This window comes from Mucilaginibacter sp. CAU 1740 (genome assembly GCF_039839285.1).
Taxonomy (GTDB): domain Bacteria; phylum Bacteroidota; class Bacteroidia; order Sphingobacteriales; family Sphingobacteriaceae; genus Mucilaginibacter.
The window spans coordinates 1-16,890 of record NZ_JBDOQS010000012.1 but is presented as its reverse complement, the minus strand read 5'-3'; the positions used below and the strand labels follow the sequence as shown (position 1 = coordinate 16,890).

Below are 16,890 nucleotides of genomic sequence, written 5' to 3'. Positions count from 1 at the left end.
TACTGATTCAGTAATGACTGACCATCGCTAATGGTCAGAGCCTTATTTTTTCTTATAGCGTACCGCTTTCAATTTATGATTTTCACCCGCAGCGTCAATAGAATGTGTGCAGGTAATATCGTCTTCATCTTCCGCCAGATCTGATAATTGCTGATAAAAACTGTGCAGATGGTCCAGTTCTTTTTCTGTCAGGTCTTCTATATCAACCATCCTGTTGCTGGCCCCTTCATGTGCTGCCAAAAGTTCATTTAGTTTAAGGTGTACTGCTTTTGAATCTTTATTCTGGGATTTCTGGATCAGGAATACCATCAGAAAATGTAATGATGGTGGTGCCTGTGTTAATGATCAATTGCCAGGTATCTGAGTATTTAGCCAACGGCCCGGTGAGCAGCCAAATTACGATGGCGGCAATGGCGATTACGAAAGCTGCCGAACTGCCGGTAGCTGCCGTTGCCCAGTTAGAAAAACGCTCGAACAAATTTTTTTTCTGTTTCATTGAATAGAGTGTATGCCAACAAAGAAATAAAAGATGTATTTGTTTGAAAATTAATTAATTATTAATATAAAACAAAAGCAAACTTCAAAGGCTTTTCAGTATAGACATTTTAACTATATTAATATGAATTCTATACTTTATATCATCGCTGTTATCCTGGTAATTGGCTGGGCAATTGGAACGTTTGCTTACGCCGCCGGTAGCCCGATCCACATTTTACTGGTGATTGCTGTTATCGCTGTAATTCTGGGCGCAATCAGGGGAAGGTCGGTTGTTTAGGCAAGGCCTCCGGCAACAAAAATTTAATTTGCAAATCCATTTATGAAAGCATTAATCAAACCCCGATTTTTCCAATACCGGGGCGCTGGCGGAAAAGGCCGCCGAGCAATTAAAGGGACATGGTTTCGAAACCGAGATCATCCGCCTGAACGATTACCAGGTTTTAACCGGCAATTCGTCGGATGAGGGAGAAGGCGACCAATGGCCGCTCATTCTTGAAAAAATCAAAGCCTGCCAGGTATTTATTATCGCCACGCCGATATGGATGGGGAATCTCGCTTCCACATTGCAAAAAGTAATTGAACGGCTTGACGCTATCTTCAGGGATGAAGAATTGAGCAGTAAGGAAAACGGCCAATATATGCCCTATAATAAAGTAGGCGGCTATTTGGTAACCGGTAATGAGGATGGCGCGCATAGCTGCGCCGCCCAGGTGCTTTGGGCGTTACAGGAAGTGGGCTTTACTATTCCTCCAAATGTGAACGCCTATTGGGTTGGAATGGCCGGCGGCGAAAAAGATTATGTTGAAGGCGGTGGAAAACGTTATTTGTACACCAACAAAACACTCCGTTATATGACCGCTAACCTGGCCTGGTTTGCCAGGTTGCTTGCTGCTAACCCGATAAGTACCAACCTGCTGGAGGAAAACAAAAAGGCAGAAGCTGAAAGCGATAAAGAGGACGGCGAATAACTTTTAGCCGAAAATTACCCAATAAATAAGAGTTCTTTCGGAAGAGTTTTAAGCGCTTTTTTTCTCATTGTGTATTTATTACGCAATAAACGTAACTTTTTGATTGCTATTGCGTAATAGGCTTAAAATCAGAAGGGAAGAAGCAGGTGATACATAAGTGTTCAGGGTTGAAAATTAAATTATTAAAAAAACAGGTATTTATTAAAGCAGGATTGAAATCGGTTGGCATTGCAGATATTTTACCACTTACCAGTCAAATTAAAAAGGAAACAAACCTGGATTTGAGCCAAGTCACGCTCAGTAGGTTATTCGGCTATACAGACAGCAAATTCGGGCCTTCTTTATTTACACTTCATGTACTGTCTGTTTATTGCGGATGTGAAAGCTGGGATATGTTTAAAGAAAAAAATAGCTGAATTGAAAGCCATGCCGGGGCTATTGCATGTGGATCTAAAGGCGTGATTAAATTTCATTTAAAAAGCCAACCATTTTCTAAAATCATTGTTAACCCAATCATGCAATCAGAAAATACTAAAACGAAGTACAACGATACGGAATTAAATGAATTCAAAATATTGATCAAAGGCAAGATTAATATGGCACGCGAAGAATTGCAGGACCTGGTTGGTACGATCAGCTCCTCCAATTCTAATGGTGATGATGCCGCGATAGCCGGCAAAACGCTGGAGGATGGTTCTGCAACTTTCGAGAAAGAACAAACCAACCAATTGGCAGGACGGCAGAAAAAGTTTATCGAGCAGCTTGAAGCGGCCCTGACCCGTATTGAAAACAAAACTTACGGCATCTGTCGTTCTACCGGGAAACTGATCCCTAAAGAACGTTTAATGGCTGTTCCGCACACTACTCAAAGCATGGAAGCAAAACTTAAACAGGCATGAGTTCGGCATTTGTAAAAGAACGGGAGGCGCGGCATCTCAAAAATGTCGCGCCTAATCTTGGCGCGTTGCTGTTATTTTTACGGATAGAAAATAATGGCACGGTGATTCGCGATGAGAAGATGTATTTTAGCGAAAAGCATGGCCGTGATGTTTATGAAATGAGCGATGGCTTGATCTACGCGATAAATGATGACAACCAGTGGTACATTATCCTCGACTAAAAAGATAAAATCATTAGATCATTTAATTCGGCAGGTGATTTATCTATTAAAGTTCGTACGATGATTTGCGATTGCCCGCGACCACCAAGTCTTTGATCACTTCGCGTCCGCTTACCCACCGCTTCAAACGGTTTGCCCGGCGAATATCCTGCCTGTCTTTTAATTCGTAACTTTTTTTATAATAATCCGGCATCAGATCTTTCATAGCGTTATGTATAGCTTCCAGGCTTCCATGTAATAAAAGATCCGGGTCGCTCTTTACCAAACCTGCCAGTGCGTCGGCCATACTGGCTGCGTAATAGGGACAATCCCAGTCGTGGTTATAAGGATTGTCTCCTTTGACATTTACTTTTTGTAATGGATGGGAGAGGTCTTCTATAATCTCAGTTATCCCGGGGCCGAAGATATTCGAATATTCTTCAATGAAATGATTCCACCAACGTGGATGATGCGGCAGATTTTTAAGCAAAGTATCACAAACCAAAACCCGTGTCGGAAAGTCGGGGTTGGCCGGGTCCATAATCACTAAAGAAGTGCCGAAATGCCCTTCCTGCTGCGAATGCCTGCTATAGATTACAAAAAATTGCGGGTACCTTTCGGATTCATTTTGCATCGCGGCGGCCAGCACTTTGATATCCTGCAATCTGTCTTCCAAAAAACCACGTTTAAACAGGATATGCAACTGGCCTTCCGATTTTGCTGTGCAGCGTTTACTGTTCTCACTAAAAACATTCTCGTTTGCTGGTCGGCTCATGAAATGATTTCCGCTGTTATAGCAAAGGTCGGATCCAATGGGGTATGTGTTGATATCGGCGGTATCACCCGCTTCTGTCTGCTTGTTGGGATGAATGGAGAGGAACGGCACATGCATGTTTTCACCATCCATCCTGCGGGCAAGGTTATAGATGCGTTGTTCTGTAACCGCTAATAAAGGATCGCCGCTAACAGGATCAAAATAGACAACTTTCGGGCGCCGGCCTAAATGGCAGGAAATAAAGCGGTTTTTTAACAACTGCTGAATTGGATGCCTTGTGTTTAGAAAGAAATCTCTCAAGGCGTCATTCGCGATATACTCCTCCAATGGTTGTTCAAATTGAAGCAGCGTATTGTCCTGGTGCCCGTTAACCCACTCACGTAAAAATAAATGCACTTCCTGATCGAAAAAGAAATTGGCGGCCACTGCTGTTTCTTTTGTTAAAGCGCATAGTTCCATAAAATTTATAGGGGAGAAATAAAGTATGAGCCATAAATATAGCAAATAAAAATCCAACTGTCGCGTATCAAATTATTTTAGCTCCCAGTATTTCTCACTCCAATATCATTTAGCCTCCCGTGGTTGCGGGAGACTTTTAAATTTAATGGGCAAGCAGGCTGATTGCCTCTTCATTTCCTTGCTGAACAGCAAGGTCAAGCACAGATAAGCCTCTCGAATCAAGAATGGTTTTATCAGCTCCTCTATCCAACAACAATTTGACCAGTTCGTTCCGGCCGAACATGGTGGCAAACATTAACGCCGAGCCTCCATTACCATGCTGCCGGTCAATATCAGCACCATGTTCTAATAATAGTTTAGCAATATCGGCGTAGCCTTTAAATGCAGCGCCCATCAGTGCGGTATTGCCTCCAAAATCAGCAGCGTTTACATCTGCACCATTATCCAATAAAAGTTTTGCGGCTTCGGGTTGATGATTGTAACAGGCAATGATCAATGGGGTGTATCCTTTTTCATCCTTGCTGTTAACATCGGCACCTTGTTTAATGGCTTCCTGTAAAACTTCGGTATTGCCCTGGCGGGCAGCTACTGTAAGTACCTGGTTTAATTGGGTCATTGTTTTATCTTTAAATATTTTCAGGTTTGGGCTTAAACAAGCCCTTTTTGTAATCCTTCATAAACTGCCTGTAATCTGCCCTTGCTTTGGTCGCATAGTTTTCAGCATAAGCAATCAATAATGGCTGCCACTCTTCCGATTTGCCAAAAGCGATCAGGTCGTCGATAATGGACGAACCCTGCATACCGCCGCTCCGCAAATGCGAAGAAGCCGTGAGCGTTGCCATATCGCTGATCACCTGGTACATATCTCGGTAATTGGTTAATTGTTTAAATTTAATAGTGTCTTTAACCGGTTGCAGTTCCTGGATCACGAAGGTGTCGTCGCGGAATGTAGTTGTACTTAGCAAAGCAGCCGGTACATGTTGCATCCTTCTTTGAATATTGACAATCCGTTCCGATTCGTTAGGCCAATCCAGTTGTTGTACGGGTAGATAGGGGTAAACGGATGATTGCATGGACTGCTTCATATCCAGCAGCAGATATTTGTTTTTCGTGTTGGTGCTTTTTAATAGGAACAGGTAACGCTTTACGCCGATGCTGCCAGTTCCCGCAAGGCGGAAAACGGTGCTCACCACCTCGTAATTGTACGGGCCATCATTACTGTTTTGTACCCACTCGTTGATGTGAGCTTTCAACTCGCTTTTCAACTTTTTGTCGAGTTTGAAATGGCGCTCATCTTCCAGCGAAAGAATGATCTTCCGCTTTTTGCTGATGGTGCGCTTTTTCAGCAGGTCTTTTTCATTGCTATTGTCTGCCCTTGTCAAAAAATCTTTTACAATTCCCCTGGCTGTACGCGGTTCTATGCTTATCGCTTTTGCGTTAACCAATGTATTTGCATAATCGCGGATAAATAGCTGAGCCATTTTTAAAGCTTTTTCCGGTTCGAAACCAAGGTTGTCAAAAGCAATAAAAATACTGGCTGTCATACGGGCTAACTCATAGCAAACCGGCGCGAGTACGGCTTCGTCAAAATCATTCAGGTCGAAATAAACCAGCTTGTTATCGCCTTTATAACTGCCAAAATTCTCTATGTGCAGATCACCGCAAATCCAGCCTAACGGGGAAAGTGGTAATGGTGAGGCTTTAGCTAAGTCCTCATAAAATAAATGACAGGTTCCCCTGAAAAACCGGAAATGGTTTTCGGCCATACCTTCATATTTCAGCGCCACCATTTCTGGCAGGCGCCCTTTATTAAATTCAATCAATCGTTCGGATAATGTGGACATGGATGGTACCGGTTCATATGGTAAACATGCAACAAGCGTTTGATTTTAATGTTTAATGATCCATGATTTTTCAACCACCTCTGTAGCATAAAACGCTTTCCGGAACTCATCGTTATTTTTAAAAGTTAGCTGATTGATGAGCCGGGTTTCAAAAGCAACTTTAAATTCTCTCTCTTCAAAAGGCCAGGGTGTAATTTTCAATATGCCCGGTTCATCCTGAGTGAGCATGTGGTTGCCATTATCAGGGCCTTTACTGATCTCTACGGCCCGGCCTTGCGGCTGGTTTTCCCGCTGACAGATGAGCAGCGAGAGCGCGTCGCACCATTCCATCAGGCTGTAGTCCTTTTCGGCCTGTTTAATGGTGATATGCAGTTCTTTCCGCCAGCCTTTTCGCAATGCTTCCTGTGCTTTCATAAATGATTTACCTTCCAGGTTGTTTTTACATAGACTGCCGTAAACAAAATCCAGGTGCATAGAACATAGTAAGGCCACATAGCGGCTTTTACTGATGGACGCCTCGAAAGTGCGCTGGCAATGGCCCTGGTCAAACGCTTTCATTTTGAAGTCGGCCGGGCCGCCCCGGTCGGTAAGCAATTCACCATCGCCGGGTTCAACCCTGGCGTCATCGTGTTCGGCAATGGCCAGCAGCGTTTCCAGCCATCGTTCGGTACGTACCGAATGATGCCAGTGGGAAGCAAGCTGCGCCGCCAGCATTCCGTGTGCTCTTTGCGTAATTACCTCCCATCCGTTTTTGGTATAGTTAACTATCATATATGCTTATTGTTGCTAAACAAAAGCCGCTCACAATAGTTGTAAAAACAAATACTTTAATATGGACAATTTTCCGGTAACGATTAGTGTGGATAAAGAGGTGCAGCGCTTTGAGGTGGGTGAATACCTGCACCATAGCGGCGAAACCTGTAAGTTTAAAGTTTTAAGGATGGAATCTGGGTTGCCAGTTTCGAGCCTGATCCGCATGAGTACCTCAGGGTTTGCAATAATCCCGGCAACCTCAAAGAGCCGGTGTTGCATTTGTTGGCCGATGAAATAGAGAGCCATCACCCGCATCAAGCGAATGATCACATTAAAACCATAAAACCATGAGGGCTATCTGGAAAGGCTCTATCGGCTTCGGTCTGGTGAGTATCCCTGTAAAATTATATTCGGCGGTGCAAACCTCGGGGCTTGACCTGGATATGCTGGACAGCCGCGATCATGCACATATCAAATATCAGCGGGTAAATGAGCATACCAAAAAAGAAGTTCCCTATGATAAGATAGTTAAAGGCTACAAGCTGGATAACGATGAGTATGTGATTGTGGAGGATGCTGATTTTGAGGCTGCCGCGCCCGAAAAAAGCAGGGTAATAGAAATAGAAAGTTTTGTTGACCTCGAAGAGATCAACCCGATGTACTACGAAACATCTTATTACACCGAACCCGATACCAAAAACAACAAAGCTTACGCGCTGCTTTTTCAAACCCTGCAGCAAACTAAAAAGGCCGGCGTGGCCAGATTTGTATTACGAAGCACCGAAAGCCTTTGCGTGGTTCATGCGGTAAAAAAAAGCATGGTGGTTACCCGCATTCGCTTTGAGCAACAAATCCGCGATCAGGAAGATCTGAATATCAGCGGCGAAGTAAAAGTGAGCAAAAAAGAGCTGGACGTTGGCCTGGCGCTGGTTAACCAGTATGCCGAAAAGTTCGACCTGTCGAAATACAAGGATGAATACCATACCGAATTACTTGAACTGATCAAAGCGAAAGCTAAAGGCAAACGGCCGACCATTAAAAAACTCAAACCTGCCAAAGCAAAAAGCGACGACTTGTACGAGCAGTTGATGAGCAGTTTACAGGCTAAAAAAGGAGCGTAATGAACAAACCAGAAAAAGTACTCCTGAGCGGATTTATGGGAACAAACTTCATGACAGCGTCCAGCTACTTGATGTCTATACTTGCCGGCGAAAATTTCCGGGAGCCGGAACACCTGGCCACCATGATCGGCAGGGTTGCACCCGGTATGTCAAAACATGCCAAGGTAATTGCAGGCTGGGCCGCTCATTATGGCATGGGCATAGTTTTCGCCGCTGTATATGTTGAGCTTTGGGAAAGCGGTAAGATCAAACATACTATCAGGAACGGGATCATGCTGGGTGCTATCAGCGGCTTTTTAGGTATCCTGATCTGGAAGGCTACATTTAAAGTTCATCCTTTACCGCCCTGGGTTAATTTCGAAAAATATTACATCCAGCGCATTCCCGCACATATCGTATTCGCCGTTTTCGCTACCATCACTTACCGTTTAATACTGGCGAATGAGGATGAAAACCCGCAAATAGAAGCTGCACCTTACGGTAAATCGTTATAAAAAAATCAAAATAAACAACATCATGTCCAAACCAAACTACGAATTAGCAGGAAAAACAATTGTTATAACCGGTGCTTCCAGTGGCGCGGGGCGGGCGGCCGCATTAGCGTTCGCGCAGCAAAATGCCGCGTTGGTGCTGGCAGCGAGGAATGAAGACGCGTTAAATGATGTTGCAGAAGAATGCCTGGAATTTGGAGCGGAAGTATTGGTTGTTCCTATGGATGTTACCGATCCGCGTGCGATGATTAGCCTTGCAAATACAGCTAATGATTGGAAGAATGGGCTGCACGCCTGGATCAACAATGCAGGTGTATTGGCCGCCGGCCCTTTTGACAGAACGCCTATAGAGATTCATATGCAAGTGGTACAAACCAACCTGTTAGGCTATATGAACGGCGCGCATGCGGTAATACCGCTGTTTAAAGCCCAGGGCCATGGTGTCCTGATCAACAATATCTCCATTGGCGGTTTTTTACCGGTGCCGTACGGCGCGGGTTACACGGCCAGCAAGTTTGGCCTGCGCGGTTTTTCGGAAGCGTTGAAGGCCGAGCTTACTCCATGGCCGGAAATTTATGTATGTGACCTATTCCCGGCGTTTTTGGACACGCCAGGCATTTTACACGCGGCAAATTATACAGGTAAAGTCTTAAAACCGGCACCTCCAGTTTACGACCCGAAAAGAGTAGCACAGGCTATGGTTGCGATTGCAAAAAAGCCGGATGCCAATACTTACGTAGGTAGCGTATCCTACGGGTTAAAATTCGCCCATGCGCTATTCCCGGAACTGATGACCAAAGCAACGGGATTTGTGATGCGCCGCTATTTTAAAAGTGCCGATCCAATTGCATCGACAAGCAGCAACCTATACAACACCGTAGATTACGGGATGGCAACGAACGGCGGCTTCGGCCTGCCGGGAGAGCCAAAAACTCACCGTAAATATATTGTAGGTGCGTTGAGTGTTGGGCTTGCTTTAGGGTTTTACCTGACTAAAGGTAAGCGACCATGAAAAAGTATTTGCTGATGGGATTGGTGCTATGCTGCTTTGCCTGCAGTAGCCACAAAGGGCCGCTGGCTATTTTTCAAAAACTTTCTCCGCATGATCAATATGCCCGGCACCTTGCCGACGCAGGACTGGCGAATACCGCGTTGGGCTCGGGGTGGCTCAGCACGTCGCAAACGATATTAGCAGCCCCCTTAAAAATATCTTTGCCTTACATGGAAAAAGGCTATTTCGCGGCAGATAAAGCAACCGCAACAGCGTTTGACTTTGATTTGAAACGCGGACAGAAGATCTCGGTTCTGATCACCAAAAAACCGGTGAGCTTTATTATTTATGCCGACCTGATGCTGAACGGCGAAACCGTTGCCCCGGCGGACAGCACGATGATCAGCTATGAAGTAAAAACCGGCGGCAATTATATACTCCGTCTTCAGCCCGAATTGCTCAGGGGCGGAGAGTATACGCTCACCATTAATATCGGGCCAGCGTTGCACTTCCCGGTTTCTGCCACCGGGCATCCAAGGATAGGAGGTTTTTGGGGCGAGGGGAGGGATGAGGATACCCGCAAACATGAAGGCATAGATATCTTTGCAGCCAAAGGAACGCCGGCGATAGCCGCCGAAAAAGGGACGGTTACCAACGTAGGGCAAAATACCCTCGGTGGCCTGGTTGTATTTATGCGGCCTGAAGGCCGTGATTATAATTTGTATTATGCCCATCTCGATGCGCAACTGGTACACAACGGGCAGCAGGTTAATACCGGCGATACGCTTGGGCTTGTCGGGAATACCGGTAATGCGAAAAATACACCGTCGCACTTGCATTTTGGGATTTATACAGGCGGGGGTGCGATTGACCCGCTTCTATTTGTCAAGCCTCAAAATGAAAATCCACCCGCTTTAACCGCACCCCTAAATAAGCTGGCAAGTATGGCAAGTTACAATGATATCCCGGTTACCATCAGCGCAGCTACAAGAAATTCATATAAAGTTATTTATCCCGATAACAGATCGGCATTTGTTAATGCCGCGCAAGTAAAACCACTTCTTGATCTTCCCGAAACTATCCGGTACCGCCAACCATTATATGATGCGCCAGACAGCAATGCATCGCAAATTACCGAGCTTAATACCAAAGATAATGTTAACGTTAAGGGAATATTTAAAGGTTATCAGCTTATAGGTTTTGGAGATAAAACAGGTTGGACCAAAATATCCTCATCAAAAAACACAGCATCGAAATAAATTCCGGCACTGTGTTAAATTGCTTTTTCGAAAGTGCAATAACTATTGCGTACTTTTTAACGCCCAGGTGATAAGAACCGGTTGAAAAAATAACCGCGCTAACCTTTTGTTGGATGTGTTAAGCCCGAAAGCGTTCCGGTTATGCGTGTATTGCGCTATATTTCCCGGAAAAACAGCGGTGAAGAAACCCGCGGCAATTTTTCCCATAGTTTTTTCAGTATGTTTAGGACTGAGCGCCAAAGCCGCACCCAGTGCAATTTCAGCAAAGCCAGAGTAGATAACGGTATCGTCTTTTTTCAGCGGAACCCAGTTAGGTACCTGTGCCCGGAAATCTTTTCGTGCAAAAGTAAGATGGCTGATACCTGCTAATACCAGGCTTGTACCTAACAGCACGCGTGCGGCTGTTTTGATATTTTCTTCTTTCATAGTAATTTACTGTGCTACCTGATCTTTTATTTTTCCATCGAGCGCTCTTACAGCTGCCAGGTGCGCTTTGAGCGCAGGGAGTTGCTGTTGCGCAAACGCCTTGACCGCCGGATCTTTACCGTTCACGGCATAATTTTCAAAAGTTTGTACCGTATTATTATGCCCTGCCAACATACCGTGTACATATAACCGGTCGAAATCTGACGTAGCATTTTTCAGGTTGAGATCGGGTTGAATACCACCGGTTGCTGCCGCAGGCAGGTTATAACCCCTGCTTTTAGCCAGCTGTAATAGTTGCTGTTCGGCCTGGGTATGATCTTTAACCATCATCTGGCCAAAAGAACGAACGTCGGCGAGGTTGGCTTTTTGTACAGCAAGCTGGCCCACACTTGCTTCCTGTAAATTACCGATGCTGGCAACAATCAGGAAATGTTGAGCCGTTGTATCAGGATCGGGCTGCGGAATCTGTGCATGGGCGGTGAAACCGGTAATACACAGGAGTGAAATAAAAATCGCTTTTTTCATGCTCATCTGGATTAAGGTTGACCAACACCACCGGATGCGCCATAAATCTGCCCGGAAGCAAAGCTGGCATCGGATGCTGCTAATTGTACATAAATGGAAGCCAGTTCCGCAGGCTGCCCTGGCCTGCCCAACATGGTCCAACTGCCAAACATCTGTTGTTTTTCGGGCTGCGCGCCACCGCTGATTTGCAAAGCGGTCCAAACTGGTCCTGGTGCAACGCCATTAACCCTGATACCTTTTGGGCCTAATTGTTTGGCAAGGGATTTCACATAATTCATGGTAGCAGCCTTGGTTTGCGCGTAGGCGTAAAGATCCGGCGACGGATCATAGGCCTGCTCTGAGGTAGTACCGATTATAGCTGAACCCGGAGGCAAATGAGGCAATGCCTCACGGATGATCCAGAATGGCGCGTAGATATTGGTTTTCATGGTAGCATCAAACTCCTCGGTAGTAACATCTACTATAGAGTTGATAGACTGCTGCCTGCCGGCATTGTTAACTATAATGTCCAGACCACCAAGGCCGCTGATCGCTTTTTGCACCAGTTGCTTACAGAAATCTTCGCTGCGCAGGTCGCCGGGGATAGCGATAGCTTTGCGCCCTTCTTTTTTGATCAGGGCGATCACTTCCTGAGCGTCCTGCTCTTCGGTAGGATAGTAATTGATAGCTACATCCGCACCTTCGCGTGCGTAAGCAATAGCTGCCGCACGGCCCATGCCCGAGTCTCCACCAGTAATGAGGGCTTTTCGTCCCATTAATCTGCCCGAACCTTTATAACTTGTTTCACCGCAATCAGGTACCGGGTCCATTTTGCTTTGCAGGCCAGGCCATGGCTGGGGTTGGCTCTTATATGGTGGTTTTGGATAAAGTTTAGTTGGATCGCTTATCTTCGCAGGACCATCAATCGTTTTGTTTGACGTTCCTGTGGCTGCCAATGCAGGCGAAACAGTGGCCGCTGAAATTGCAGCTCCTAAGCCGGCAACTACCTGTCGCCGACTCATTTTATTTTCTTCGTTCATGTTAGTTTTCGGTTTCGGTAAGCTTATATTGATGGTTGGCATGTTCAGCCAGCCATTCGCTAATGTAATTCGCTATTTCTTCCCAGCCGGCCTGTCCGCAAATCCAGTGCCCGCGGTTTGGAAACGCTTTAAAATCGGTAATACTGATCTCATCGGTATAAGCTTTGGCGTTTTTCTCGTTAAGCTCGTAAGGAATGATCTCATCTTCCTCGCCGCCAATAAACAACAGCGGCGCGTGCGGTAGTTCTAAATCTATGTGACCGGCCTCGCCCATGCAATCGCGTAATACGTTCCGGCTGTCGTGGGTGGCAGTTTCATTGAAAGCAACTTCTGTTTCTTCAATGCTCATGGTATTACAGAATGAACCGTGGAAACTTTCCAGATCCATAAAGAAAGGCTCATTCCCTTTAAACGGATTAGCGATCAGCGCACTGTTTTTCATAAAGCCCCAATCGAACGCCAGCATAGCATTAGGTGCTACCGAATCTATAGGAACGCCAATTTCTGCCAGTCCCTTTTGAACCAGGATCTGTACGATAAGGCCGCCTACAGAATGACCAATCAGGATCGGTTTTTCGGGCAAGGATGCTATTACGCGTTCTATCTCATCAACAATAGTTTGAAGGTGTAGATCGCCTAAACCGGCGGGCGGGTTTTCCCGCAGATCGGCAGGGGAGCCAACATGCATTGGCCAGGCCGGAGCTATGCAGTTATAGCCTTTTTCATTAAAATAAGCGATCCAATTTTCCCAGCTTTTTGGGTTTTGGAACATGCCGTGAATAAATACGATGGTTTTCATAGGATGATATTTGATGTTTGTTTTTGTTGTTTAACCGTTAACGACCTCTCCGCCGTTAACATGAATAACCTGCCCGGTAATAAAAGACGCATCCTCCGAGGCCAGGAATACGTAAGCAGGTGCCAGCTCCGAAGGCTGACCGGCACGTTTCATAGCAGTTTCACTCCCAAAGCTTTTGATCTTTTCCTCGTCAAAAGTTGCTACGATCAGCGGCGTCCATACAGGGCCCGGCGCAACGGCATTAACCCTGATCTTTTTATCGGTTAGGTTAGTGGCCAGCGAGCGTGTAAAACTGGTAATAGCACCTTTAGTTGAAGAATAATCGATCAGGCTGGGCGAGGAGCGGTAGGCGGTAACCGATGTGGTGTTGATGATGCAATCACCTTCTCCCATATACTCCAATGCTTCGTTGGCAAAATGGAAATAAGCGAAGATGTTGGTTCGAAAGGTATTTTCCAATTGTTTTTCATCGATTGATTTCGGATCTTTTTGAGGTAACTGCATCCCTGCATTGTTAACCAGGATATTCAGTTTGCCTAATTTATTAACTGTATTCCCGACTGCCTTTTTACAAAAAGCAGCTTTTTTTACGTCGCCTTTTAGTAAAAGGCAACGCCGGCCTTCAGCTTCAACCAGTCGTTTGGTTTCATCGGCGTCTACATCTTCATTAAGGTAAACGATAGCAACATCAGCTCCTTCGCGTGCAAAATGAATACTTACCGCACGACCAATGCCTGAATCTCCACCGGTGATCAGGGCAACCTTACCGGCTAACTTACCTGAGCCGTTATAGCCGCTTTTAATGTATTCCGGTGCCGGGTCCATTTTGGCTTCGATGCCTGGTTGCCTGTTCTGTTTTGCTGGGGTCTTTGCCATTACTAACTAATTTTATTGTCAAGGGATGCCAGATCTATCACATAACGGAAACGTACATCCTCATCCTTGATCTTTTTATAAGCCTCATTAATATCTTCGATATCTATCAGCTCCACATCAGGCAGGATATTATGCTCGGCGCAAAAATCCAGCACTTCCTGTGTTTCGGCAATTCCGCCGATGAGCGAGCCGCCTACGCTGCGTGCCTGGCTGGCTATCATCATGTTATTCAAGGGGGCCTTATAAGGTGCCAGTAGACCAACGGTAACCAGCGAACCACGGCGATGGATCAGGTTGATATAAGGTGTCACGTCGAAAGGATCCGGAATGGTAACCAGTATGAAATTGAAATATTTTTCGCACTGCTTCATTTCCTCCTCGTTTTCTGAAACGATCACAGCATCAGCTCCAAGTTCCAGGGCCGGTCCGCGTTTTTCTTCTTTGGTGGTGATGGCAGTAACTTCAGCGCCCATGGCTTTGGCAATTTTCACGGCCATGTAGCCCAATCCGCCAATACCAACTACGGCTACCTTATCACCGGCTTTAACGCCCCAGTGGTTTAAGGGCGAATAGGTGGTAACGCCGGCACAAAGGATCGGCGCTGCTTTGGTGATGTCCATCCCTTCGGGTATGCGCAAGACAAAATCCTCTTTTACGACAAGGTTGTTTGAATACCCGCCGAAGGTGTTGTAACCGCTGCCATCGGCCACAAAATAACCGTTGTAAGTCATGGTTGGCCCATGCGGGTGTTCGCAAAATTGTTCTTCTCCTTCGTGGCATGCCGAACAGCTTTTGCAGCTGTCTATCATACAGCCTACACCTACGATATCGCCCACTTTAAATTTACTGACTGCTTCGCCCGCGTAAGTGATCTTCCCGATCACTTCATGACCGGGTACGCAGGGATAAATGGTGTTCTTCCAGTCGTTCTCCACCTGGTGCACATCCGAGTGGCAAACGCCGCAATATAATACTTCAATTAAAACTTCGTTGGCTTGCGGAGCATCGCGCTCAAAATCCATCGGTTTCAGGGTTTCACCGCCAATTAATGACCCCGATGCGCCATAGCCTTTAGCTGTTATTTTTTCCAGCACTGCTGTTGTATTTTCCATAGGTAGGTGTGTATTTTAGTTTTCTATTTTTACAGGTTCGGTATTATCCGTTGGTTTTTTCTGTTCCCAGGGTTTCAATACCACTTTCACGCAATCCTCTTCTTTTTTATTGAAGATCTCGTAACCATGTGTCACTTCGCTCAAGGGCAAGGTGTGGGTGATGATATCATCCAATACCACTTTTTCTTCTTTCACTAATTCAATTAAGTGATCGATATAATTTAATACCGGTGCCTGGCCCATTTTAAGTGTTATGCCTTTATCAAACAGGCGATGTAGCGGGAAATTATCATACGTTGAACCATAAACGCCCATAATAGAAACAGTCCCCATCCGGCGTACGGCTTTAAAAGCCATATCCAGTACTTTCATACTACCTACCTCAAAATTGATCAGGGCTTTTGCCTTATCTATAATGTTGCGTTCCGGTTCAAAGCCTACTGCATCCACGCAAACATCCGCACCGCGGCCACCGGTCATAGCACGGATGGCTTCTACAACGTCTACTTCATCAGGGTTAAGTGTTTCCACTTTATTGACAGCTTTGGCTTTTTCTAAACGGTAACTCAATGGATCTATAGCGATTACGCGGCTTGCGCCGTTGATCCAGGCTGCTTTCTGTGCCATCAAACCAACAGGGCCGGAACCAAATATGGCCACAACCTCGCCGCCTTTTAACTGCGCCCAATCGATTGCCGACCAGCCGGTAGGGAAGATGTCTGTCAGGAACAAAACCTGTTCATCGGTCATATTATCCGGTACAATCCTCGGGCTGATATCCGCATAAGGCACACGTACATATTCCGCCTGTCCACCGGAATATCCTCCGTACAGGTCAGTATACCCAAATAGCGCAGCGCCTTTCTGATCGGCCATATCACCGTCAGGCCCATAATGTTTATAATTGGAATTTTCGCAGGCCGGAGAAGCATCATGCTGACAGAAAAAGCAATGCCCGCAGGATATCGGGAATGGTACTACCACGCGGTCGCCTTTTTTTAATTTGGTTACGCCTTTACCAACTTCTTCAACAATGCCCATAAACTCGTGTCCCATTATCATGGGTTTTGGTTGCGGTACGCCGCCGCTCAGGATATGCAGGTCGGAACCGCAGATGGCCGTAGAAGTGACTTTTAAAATGACATCGTTATCCTGCTCTAATCGGGGATCTTCAACGGTATCATATCGGATATCGCCGGGTTTGTGAAATACTGCTGCTTTCATAGGAGAATTTAAGTTTTAATGTATTAGTTTAACTTTAGGTGAAATTATTTGTTTTTTAATTTACAATATAAATAAATCAATAGCTCCAACAATTAATCAGTAGTAGGATTAGATACGAATTCAAATGGAAGGTATTAGAGTGCGTGAAAGCATTGCCAATTTCAGGAATCTGACGATTATCTAATTCTTTCTTCAACTTCACATTTAAAAAAAACGAAAAGTTGAAGTCGAGGGAAGAAAGACGTGCTATATTAAAGAAGGAGAAGAATTATAACAACCTAGTATCAATGATGATACAGGTCGCGATTTCGGAGACTGACTTTTAAAATTACAATATTAAAGGTGGGAAGAGAATTAACTTGAAACTTCCGGAGGCCATGATGGTAATGAATATCGCCGTTTTTGGTTTAGTTAAAGCAAACTCAGGCAATCTCACAGTAAGGCAAGCTGAAATGGAAAGTAGAGCCTTCATTCTCTTTACTTTCCACCCAGATCTTACCGCCATGGTCGGTCACAATTTTTGATGTGATATAAAGCCCCATACCCAATCCGGCGTGGGTTTTACTGACATCTTCGGCGCGGTAAAATTTATCAAAAATTGACGTCATCGTATCGGCCGACATACCAATACCCTGATCTTTAATTGATATG

The 16,890-nt window shown here is 45.4% G+C and carries 22 protein-coding genes; 8 read left to right on the top strand and 14 right to left on the bottom strand.

Translation table 11 applies throughout. From position 1 onward, the window contains the following. Nucleotides 1–42: 42 nt before the first annotated feature. Nucleotides 43–309, bottom strand: coding sequence for a low affinity iron permease family protein (locus tag AAFN85_RS23020; protein WP_347530040.1), 267 nt, complete (start codon nt 307–309; stop codon nt 43–45). After that, nucleotides 278–496 carry a low affinity iron permease family protein gene (locus AAFN85_RS23015; protein ID WP_347530039.1) on the bottom strand — a complete coding sequence of 73 codons (219 nt, stop codon included), beginning with the start codon at nt 494–496 and terminating at the stop codon, nt 278–280. Before AAFN85_RS23015 ends, AAFN85_RS23020 begins: the two co-directional genes overlap by 32 nt. 123 nt (nt 497–619) lie before the next feature. On the opposite strand from AAFN85_RS23015, the gene AAFN85_RS23010 reads away from it, so the two are divergent. The 4 genes from AAFN85_RS23010 to AAFN85_RS22995 all read left to right on the top strand — a co-directional run bounded on the left by AAFN85_RS23010 (nt 620) and on the right by AAFN85_RS22995 (nt 2,586). Then, complete coding sequence (locus AAFN85_RS23010; RefSeq protein WP_347530037.1) at nt 620–775, top strand: lmo0937 family membrane protein; 156 nt, start codon at nt 620–622, stop codon at nt 773–775. Nucleotides 776–860: 85 nt separating this feature from the next. Continuing rightward, on the top strand, nt 861–1,466 hold the full coding sequence (locus AAFN85_RS23005) for a flavodoxin family protein (RefSeq protein WP_347530286.1): 606 nt from the start codon (nt 861–863) through the stop codon (nt 1,464–1,466). 515 nt (nt 1,467–1,981) lie between these two features. Further along, complete coding sequence (locus AAFN85_RS23000; RefSeq protein WP_347530035.1) at nt 1,982–2,365, top strand: TraR/DksA C4-type zinc finger protein; 384 nt, start codon at nt 1,982–1,984, stop codon at nt 2,363–2,365. After that, a complete protein-coding gene (locus AAFN85_RS22995) occupies nt 2,362–2,586 on the top strand; it encodes a hypothetical protein (RefSeq protein ID WP_347530034.1) in 225 nt (74 codons plus the stop codon). The genes AAFN85_RS23000 and AAFN85_RS22995 overlap by 4 nt, the downstream gene beginning before the upstream one ends. Nucleotides 2,587–2,632: 46 nt before the next feature. On the opposite strand, the gene AAFN85_RS22990 is transcribed toward AAFN85_RS22995, so the two are convergent. The 4 genes from AAFN85_RS22990 to AAFN85_RS22975 all read right to left on the bottom strand — a co-directional run bounded on the left by AAFN85_RS22990 (nt 2,633) and on the right by AAFN85_RS22975 (nt 6,414). Beyond that, on the bottom strand, nt 2,633–3,766 hold the full coding sequence (locus tag AAFN85_RS22990) for a hypothetical protein (RefSeq protein ID WP_347530033.1): 1,134 nt from the start codon (nt 3,764–3,766) through the stop codon (nt 2,633–2,635). Nucleotides 3,767–3,941: 175 nt separating this feature from the next. Then, nucleotides 3,942–4,415, bottom strand: coding sequence for an ankyrin repeat domain-containing protein (locus tag AAFN85_RS22985; RefSeq protein ID WP_347530032.1), 474 nt, complete (start codon nt 4,413–4,415; stop codon nt 3,942–3,944). 10 nt (nt 4,416–4,425) lie between these two features. Further along, nucleotides 4,426–5,643, bottom strand: a complete 1,218-nt coding sequence (locus tag AAFN85_RS22980) for a DUF2252 family protein (protein ID WP_347530030.1) — start codon at nt 5,641–5,643, stop codon at nt 4,426–4,428. A gap of 45 nt (nt 5,644–5,688) precedes the next feature. After that, nucleotides 5,689–6,414, bottom strand: coding sequence for a DUF3891 family protein (locus tag AAFN85_RS22975; protein ID WP_347530028.1), 726 nt, complete (start codon nt 6,412–6,414; stop codon nt 5,689–5,691). A gap of 329 nt (nt 6,415–6,743) precedes the next feature. Between AAFN85_RS22975 and AAFN85_RS22970 the strand changes: the two genes are divergently transcribed. From AAFN85_RS22970 to AAFN85_RS22955, 4 genes are read left to right on the top strand one after another with little or no spacing between them, the layout of a single operon-like run. Next, nucleotides 6,744–7,517 carry a Ku protein gene (locus AAFN85_RS22970; RefSeq protein WP_347530027.1) on the top strand — a complete coding sequence of 258 codons (774 nt, stop codon included), beginning with the start codon at nt 6,744–6,746 and terminating at the stop codon, nt 7,515–7,517. Further along, on the top strand, nt 7,517–8,011 hold the full coding sequence (locus tag AAFN85_RS22965) for a hypothetical protein (RefSeq protein ID WP_347530025.1): 495 nt from the start codon (nt 7,517–7,519) through the stop codon (nt 8,009–8,011). The genes AAFN85_RS22970 and AAFN85_RS22965 overlap by 1 nt, the downstream gene beginning before the upstream one ends. A 22-nt stretch (nt 8,012–8,033) precedes the next feature. Beyond that, the gene (locus AAFN85_RS22960) at nt 8,034–9,020 is read left to right on the top strand and encodes an SDR family oxidoreductase (RefSeq protein WP_347530023.1); all 987 of its coding nucleotides are present in this window, start codon (nt 8,034–8,036) and stop codon (nt 9,018–9,020) included. Further along, nucleotides 9,017–10,258 (top strand): M23 family metallopeptidase, encoded by a 1,242-nt coding sequence (locus AAFN85_RS22955; RefSeq protein ID WP_347530021.1) that lies wholly within the window; start codon nt 9,017–9,019, stop codon nt 10,256–10,258. Before AAFN85_RS22960 ends, AAFN85_RS22955 begins: the two co-directional genes overlap by 4 nt. Nucleotides 10,259–10,300: 42 nt before the next feature. Here AAFN85_RS22955 and AAFN85_RS22950 read toward each other — a convergent pair whose 3' ends face one another. The 8 genes from AAFN85_RS22950 to AAFN85_RS22915 form a co-directional block, all read right to left on the bottom strand. Then, complete coding sequence (locus AAFN85_RS22950) at nt 10,301–10,684, bottom strand: hypothetical protein (RefSeq protein WP_347530019.1); 384 nt, start codon at nt 10,682–10,684, stop codon at nt 10,301–10,303. 6 nt (nt 10,685–10,690) lie between these two features. Next, nucleotides 10,691–11,209: a DUF4142 domain-containing protein gene (locus tag AAFN85_RS22945; protein WP_347530018.1), complete on the bottom strand. Its 519-nt coding sequence runs from the start codon at nt 11,207–11,209 to the stop codon at nt 10,691–10,693. A gap of 11 nt (nt 11,210–11,220) precedes the next feature. After that, entirely contained in the window at nt 11,221–12,228 is a 1,008-nt protein-coding gene (locus AAFN85_RS22940; protein WP_347530016.1) for an SDR family oxidoreductase, read from the bottom strand. A gap of 1 nt (nt 12,229) precedes the next feature. After that, nucleotides 12,230–13,027, bottom strand: coding sequence for an alpha/beta hydrolase (locus tag AAFN85_RS22935; RefSeq protein WP_347530015.1), 798 nt, complete (start codon nt 13,025–13,027; stop codon nt 12,230–12,232). Between the two features lie 30 nt (nt 13,028–13,057). Next, nucleotides 13,058–13,903: an SDR family oxidoreductase gene (locus AAFN85_RS22930; protein WP_347530014.1), complete on the bottom strand. Its 846-nt coding sequence runs from the start codon at nt 13,901–13,903 to the stop codon at nt 13,058–13,060. Nucleotides 13,904–13,905: 2 nt separating this feature from the next. Continuing rightward, nucleotides 13,906–15,015 (bottom strand): NAD(P)-dependent alcohol dehydrogenase, encoded by a 1,110-nt coding sequence (locus AAFN85_RS22925; RefSeq protein WP_347530012.1) that lies wholly within the window; start codon nt 15,013–15,015, stop codon nt 13,906–13,908. A gap of 15 nt (nt 15,016–15,030) precedes the next feature. Next, nucleotides 15,031–16,239: a zinc-dependent alcohol dehydrogenase gene (locus tag AAFN85_RS22920; protein WP_347530011.1), complete on the bottom strand. Its 1,209-nt coding sequence runs from the start codon at nt 16,237–16,239 to the stop codon at nt 15,031–15,033. A gap of 422 nt (nt 16,240–16,661) precedes the next feature. Continuing rightward, nucleotides 16,662–16,890 (bottom strand): ATP-binding protein (locus AAFN85_RS22915; protein ID WP_347530009.1); only part of this gene is annotated, 229 nt, incomplete at its 5' end.

Bases quoted from the DNA above. Each gene is read 5' to 3' on its own strand.
- AAFN85_RS23020 (WP_347530040.1), bottom strand. From the start codon at position 309: ATGGTATTCCTGATCCAGAAATCCCAGAATAAAGATTCAAAAGCAGTA.
- AAFN85_RS23015 (WP_347530039.1), bottom strand. From the start codon at position 496: ATGAAACAGAAAAAAAATTTGTTCGAGCGTTTTTCTAACTGGGCAACG.
- AAFN85_RS23010 (WP_347530037.1), top strand. From the start codon at position 620: ATGAATTCTATACTTTATATCATCGCTGTTATCCTGGTAATTGGCTGG.
- AAFN85_RS23000 (WP_347530035.1), top strand. From the start codon at position 1,982: ATGCAATCAGAAAATACTAAAACGAAGTACAACGATACGGAATTAAAT.
- AAFN85_RS22995 (WP_347530034.1), top strand. From the start codon at position 2,362: ATGAGTTCGGCATTTGTAAAAGAACGGGAGGCGCGGCATCTCAAAAAT.
- AAFN85_RS22985 (WP_347530032.1), bottom strand. From the start codon at position 4,415: ATGACCCAATTAAACCAGGTACTTACAGTAGCTGCCCGCCAGGGCAAT.
- AAFN85_RS22980 (WP_347530030.1), bottom strand. From the start codon at position 5,643: ATGTCCACATTATCCGAACGATTGATTGAATTTAATAAAGGGCGCCTG.
- AAFN85_RS22975 (WP_347530028.1), bottom strand. From the start codon at position 6,414: ATGATAGTTAACTATACCAAAAACGGATGGGAGGTAATTACGCAAAGA.
- AAFN85_RS22970 (WP_347530027.1), top strand. From the start codon at position 6,744: ATGAGGGCTATCTGGAAAGGCTCTATCGGCTTCGGTCTGGTGAGTATC.
- AAFN85_RS22965 (WP_347530025.1), top strand. From the start codon at position 7,517: ATGAACAAACCAGAAAAAGTACTCCTGAGCGGATTTATGGGAACAAAC.
- AAFN85_RS22960 (WP_347530023.1), top strand. From the start codon at position 8,034: ATGTCCAAACCAAACTACGAATTAGCAGGAAAAACAATTGTTATAACC.
- AAFN85_RS22955 (WP_347530021.1), top strand. From the start codon at position 9,017: ATGAAAAAGTATTTGCTGATGGGATTGGTGCTATGCTGCTTTGCCTGC.
- AAFN85_RS22950 (WP_347530019.1), bottom strand. From the start codon at position 10,684: ATGAAAGAAGAAAATATCAAAACAGCCGCACGCGTGCTGTTAGGTACA.
- AAFN85_RS22945 (WP_347530018.1), bottom strand. From the start codon at position 11,209: ATGAAAAAAGCGATTTTTATTTCACTCCTGTGTATTACCGGTTTCACC.
- AAFN85_RS22940 (WP_347530016.1), bottom strand. From the start codon at position 12,228: ATGAACGAAGAAAATAAAATGAGTCGGCGACAGGTAGTTGCCGGCTTA.
- AAFN85_RS22935 (WP_347530015.1), bottom strand. From the start codon at position 13,027: ATGAAAACCATCGTATTTATTCACGGCATGTTCCAAAACCCAAAAAGC.
- AAFN85_RS22930 (WP_347530014.1), bottom strand. From the start codon at position 13,903: ATGGCAAAGACCCCAGCAAAACAGAACAGGCAACCAGGCATCGAAGCC.
- AAFN85_RS22925 (WP_347530012.1), bottom strand. From the start codon at position 15,015: ATGGAAAATACAACAGCAGTGCTGGAAAAAATAACAGCTAAAGGCTAT.
- AAFN85_RS22920 (WP_347530011.1), bottom strand. From the start codon at position 16,239: ATGAAAGCAGCAGTATTTCACAAACCCGGCGATATCCGATATGATACC.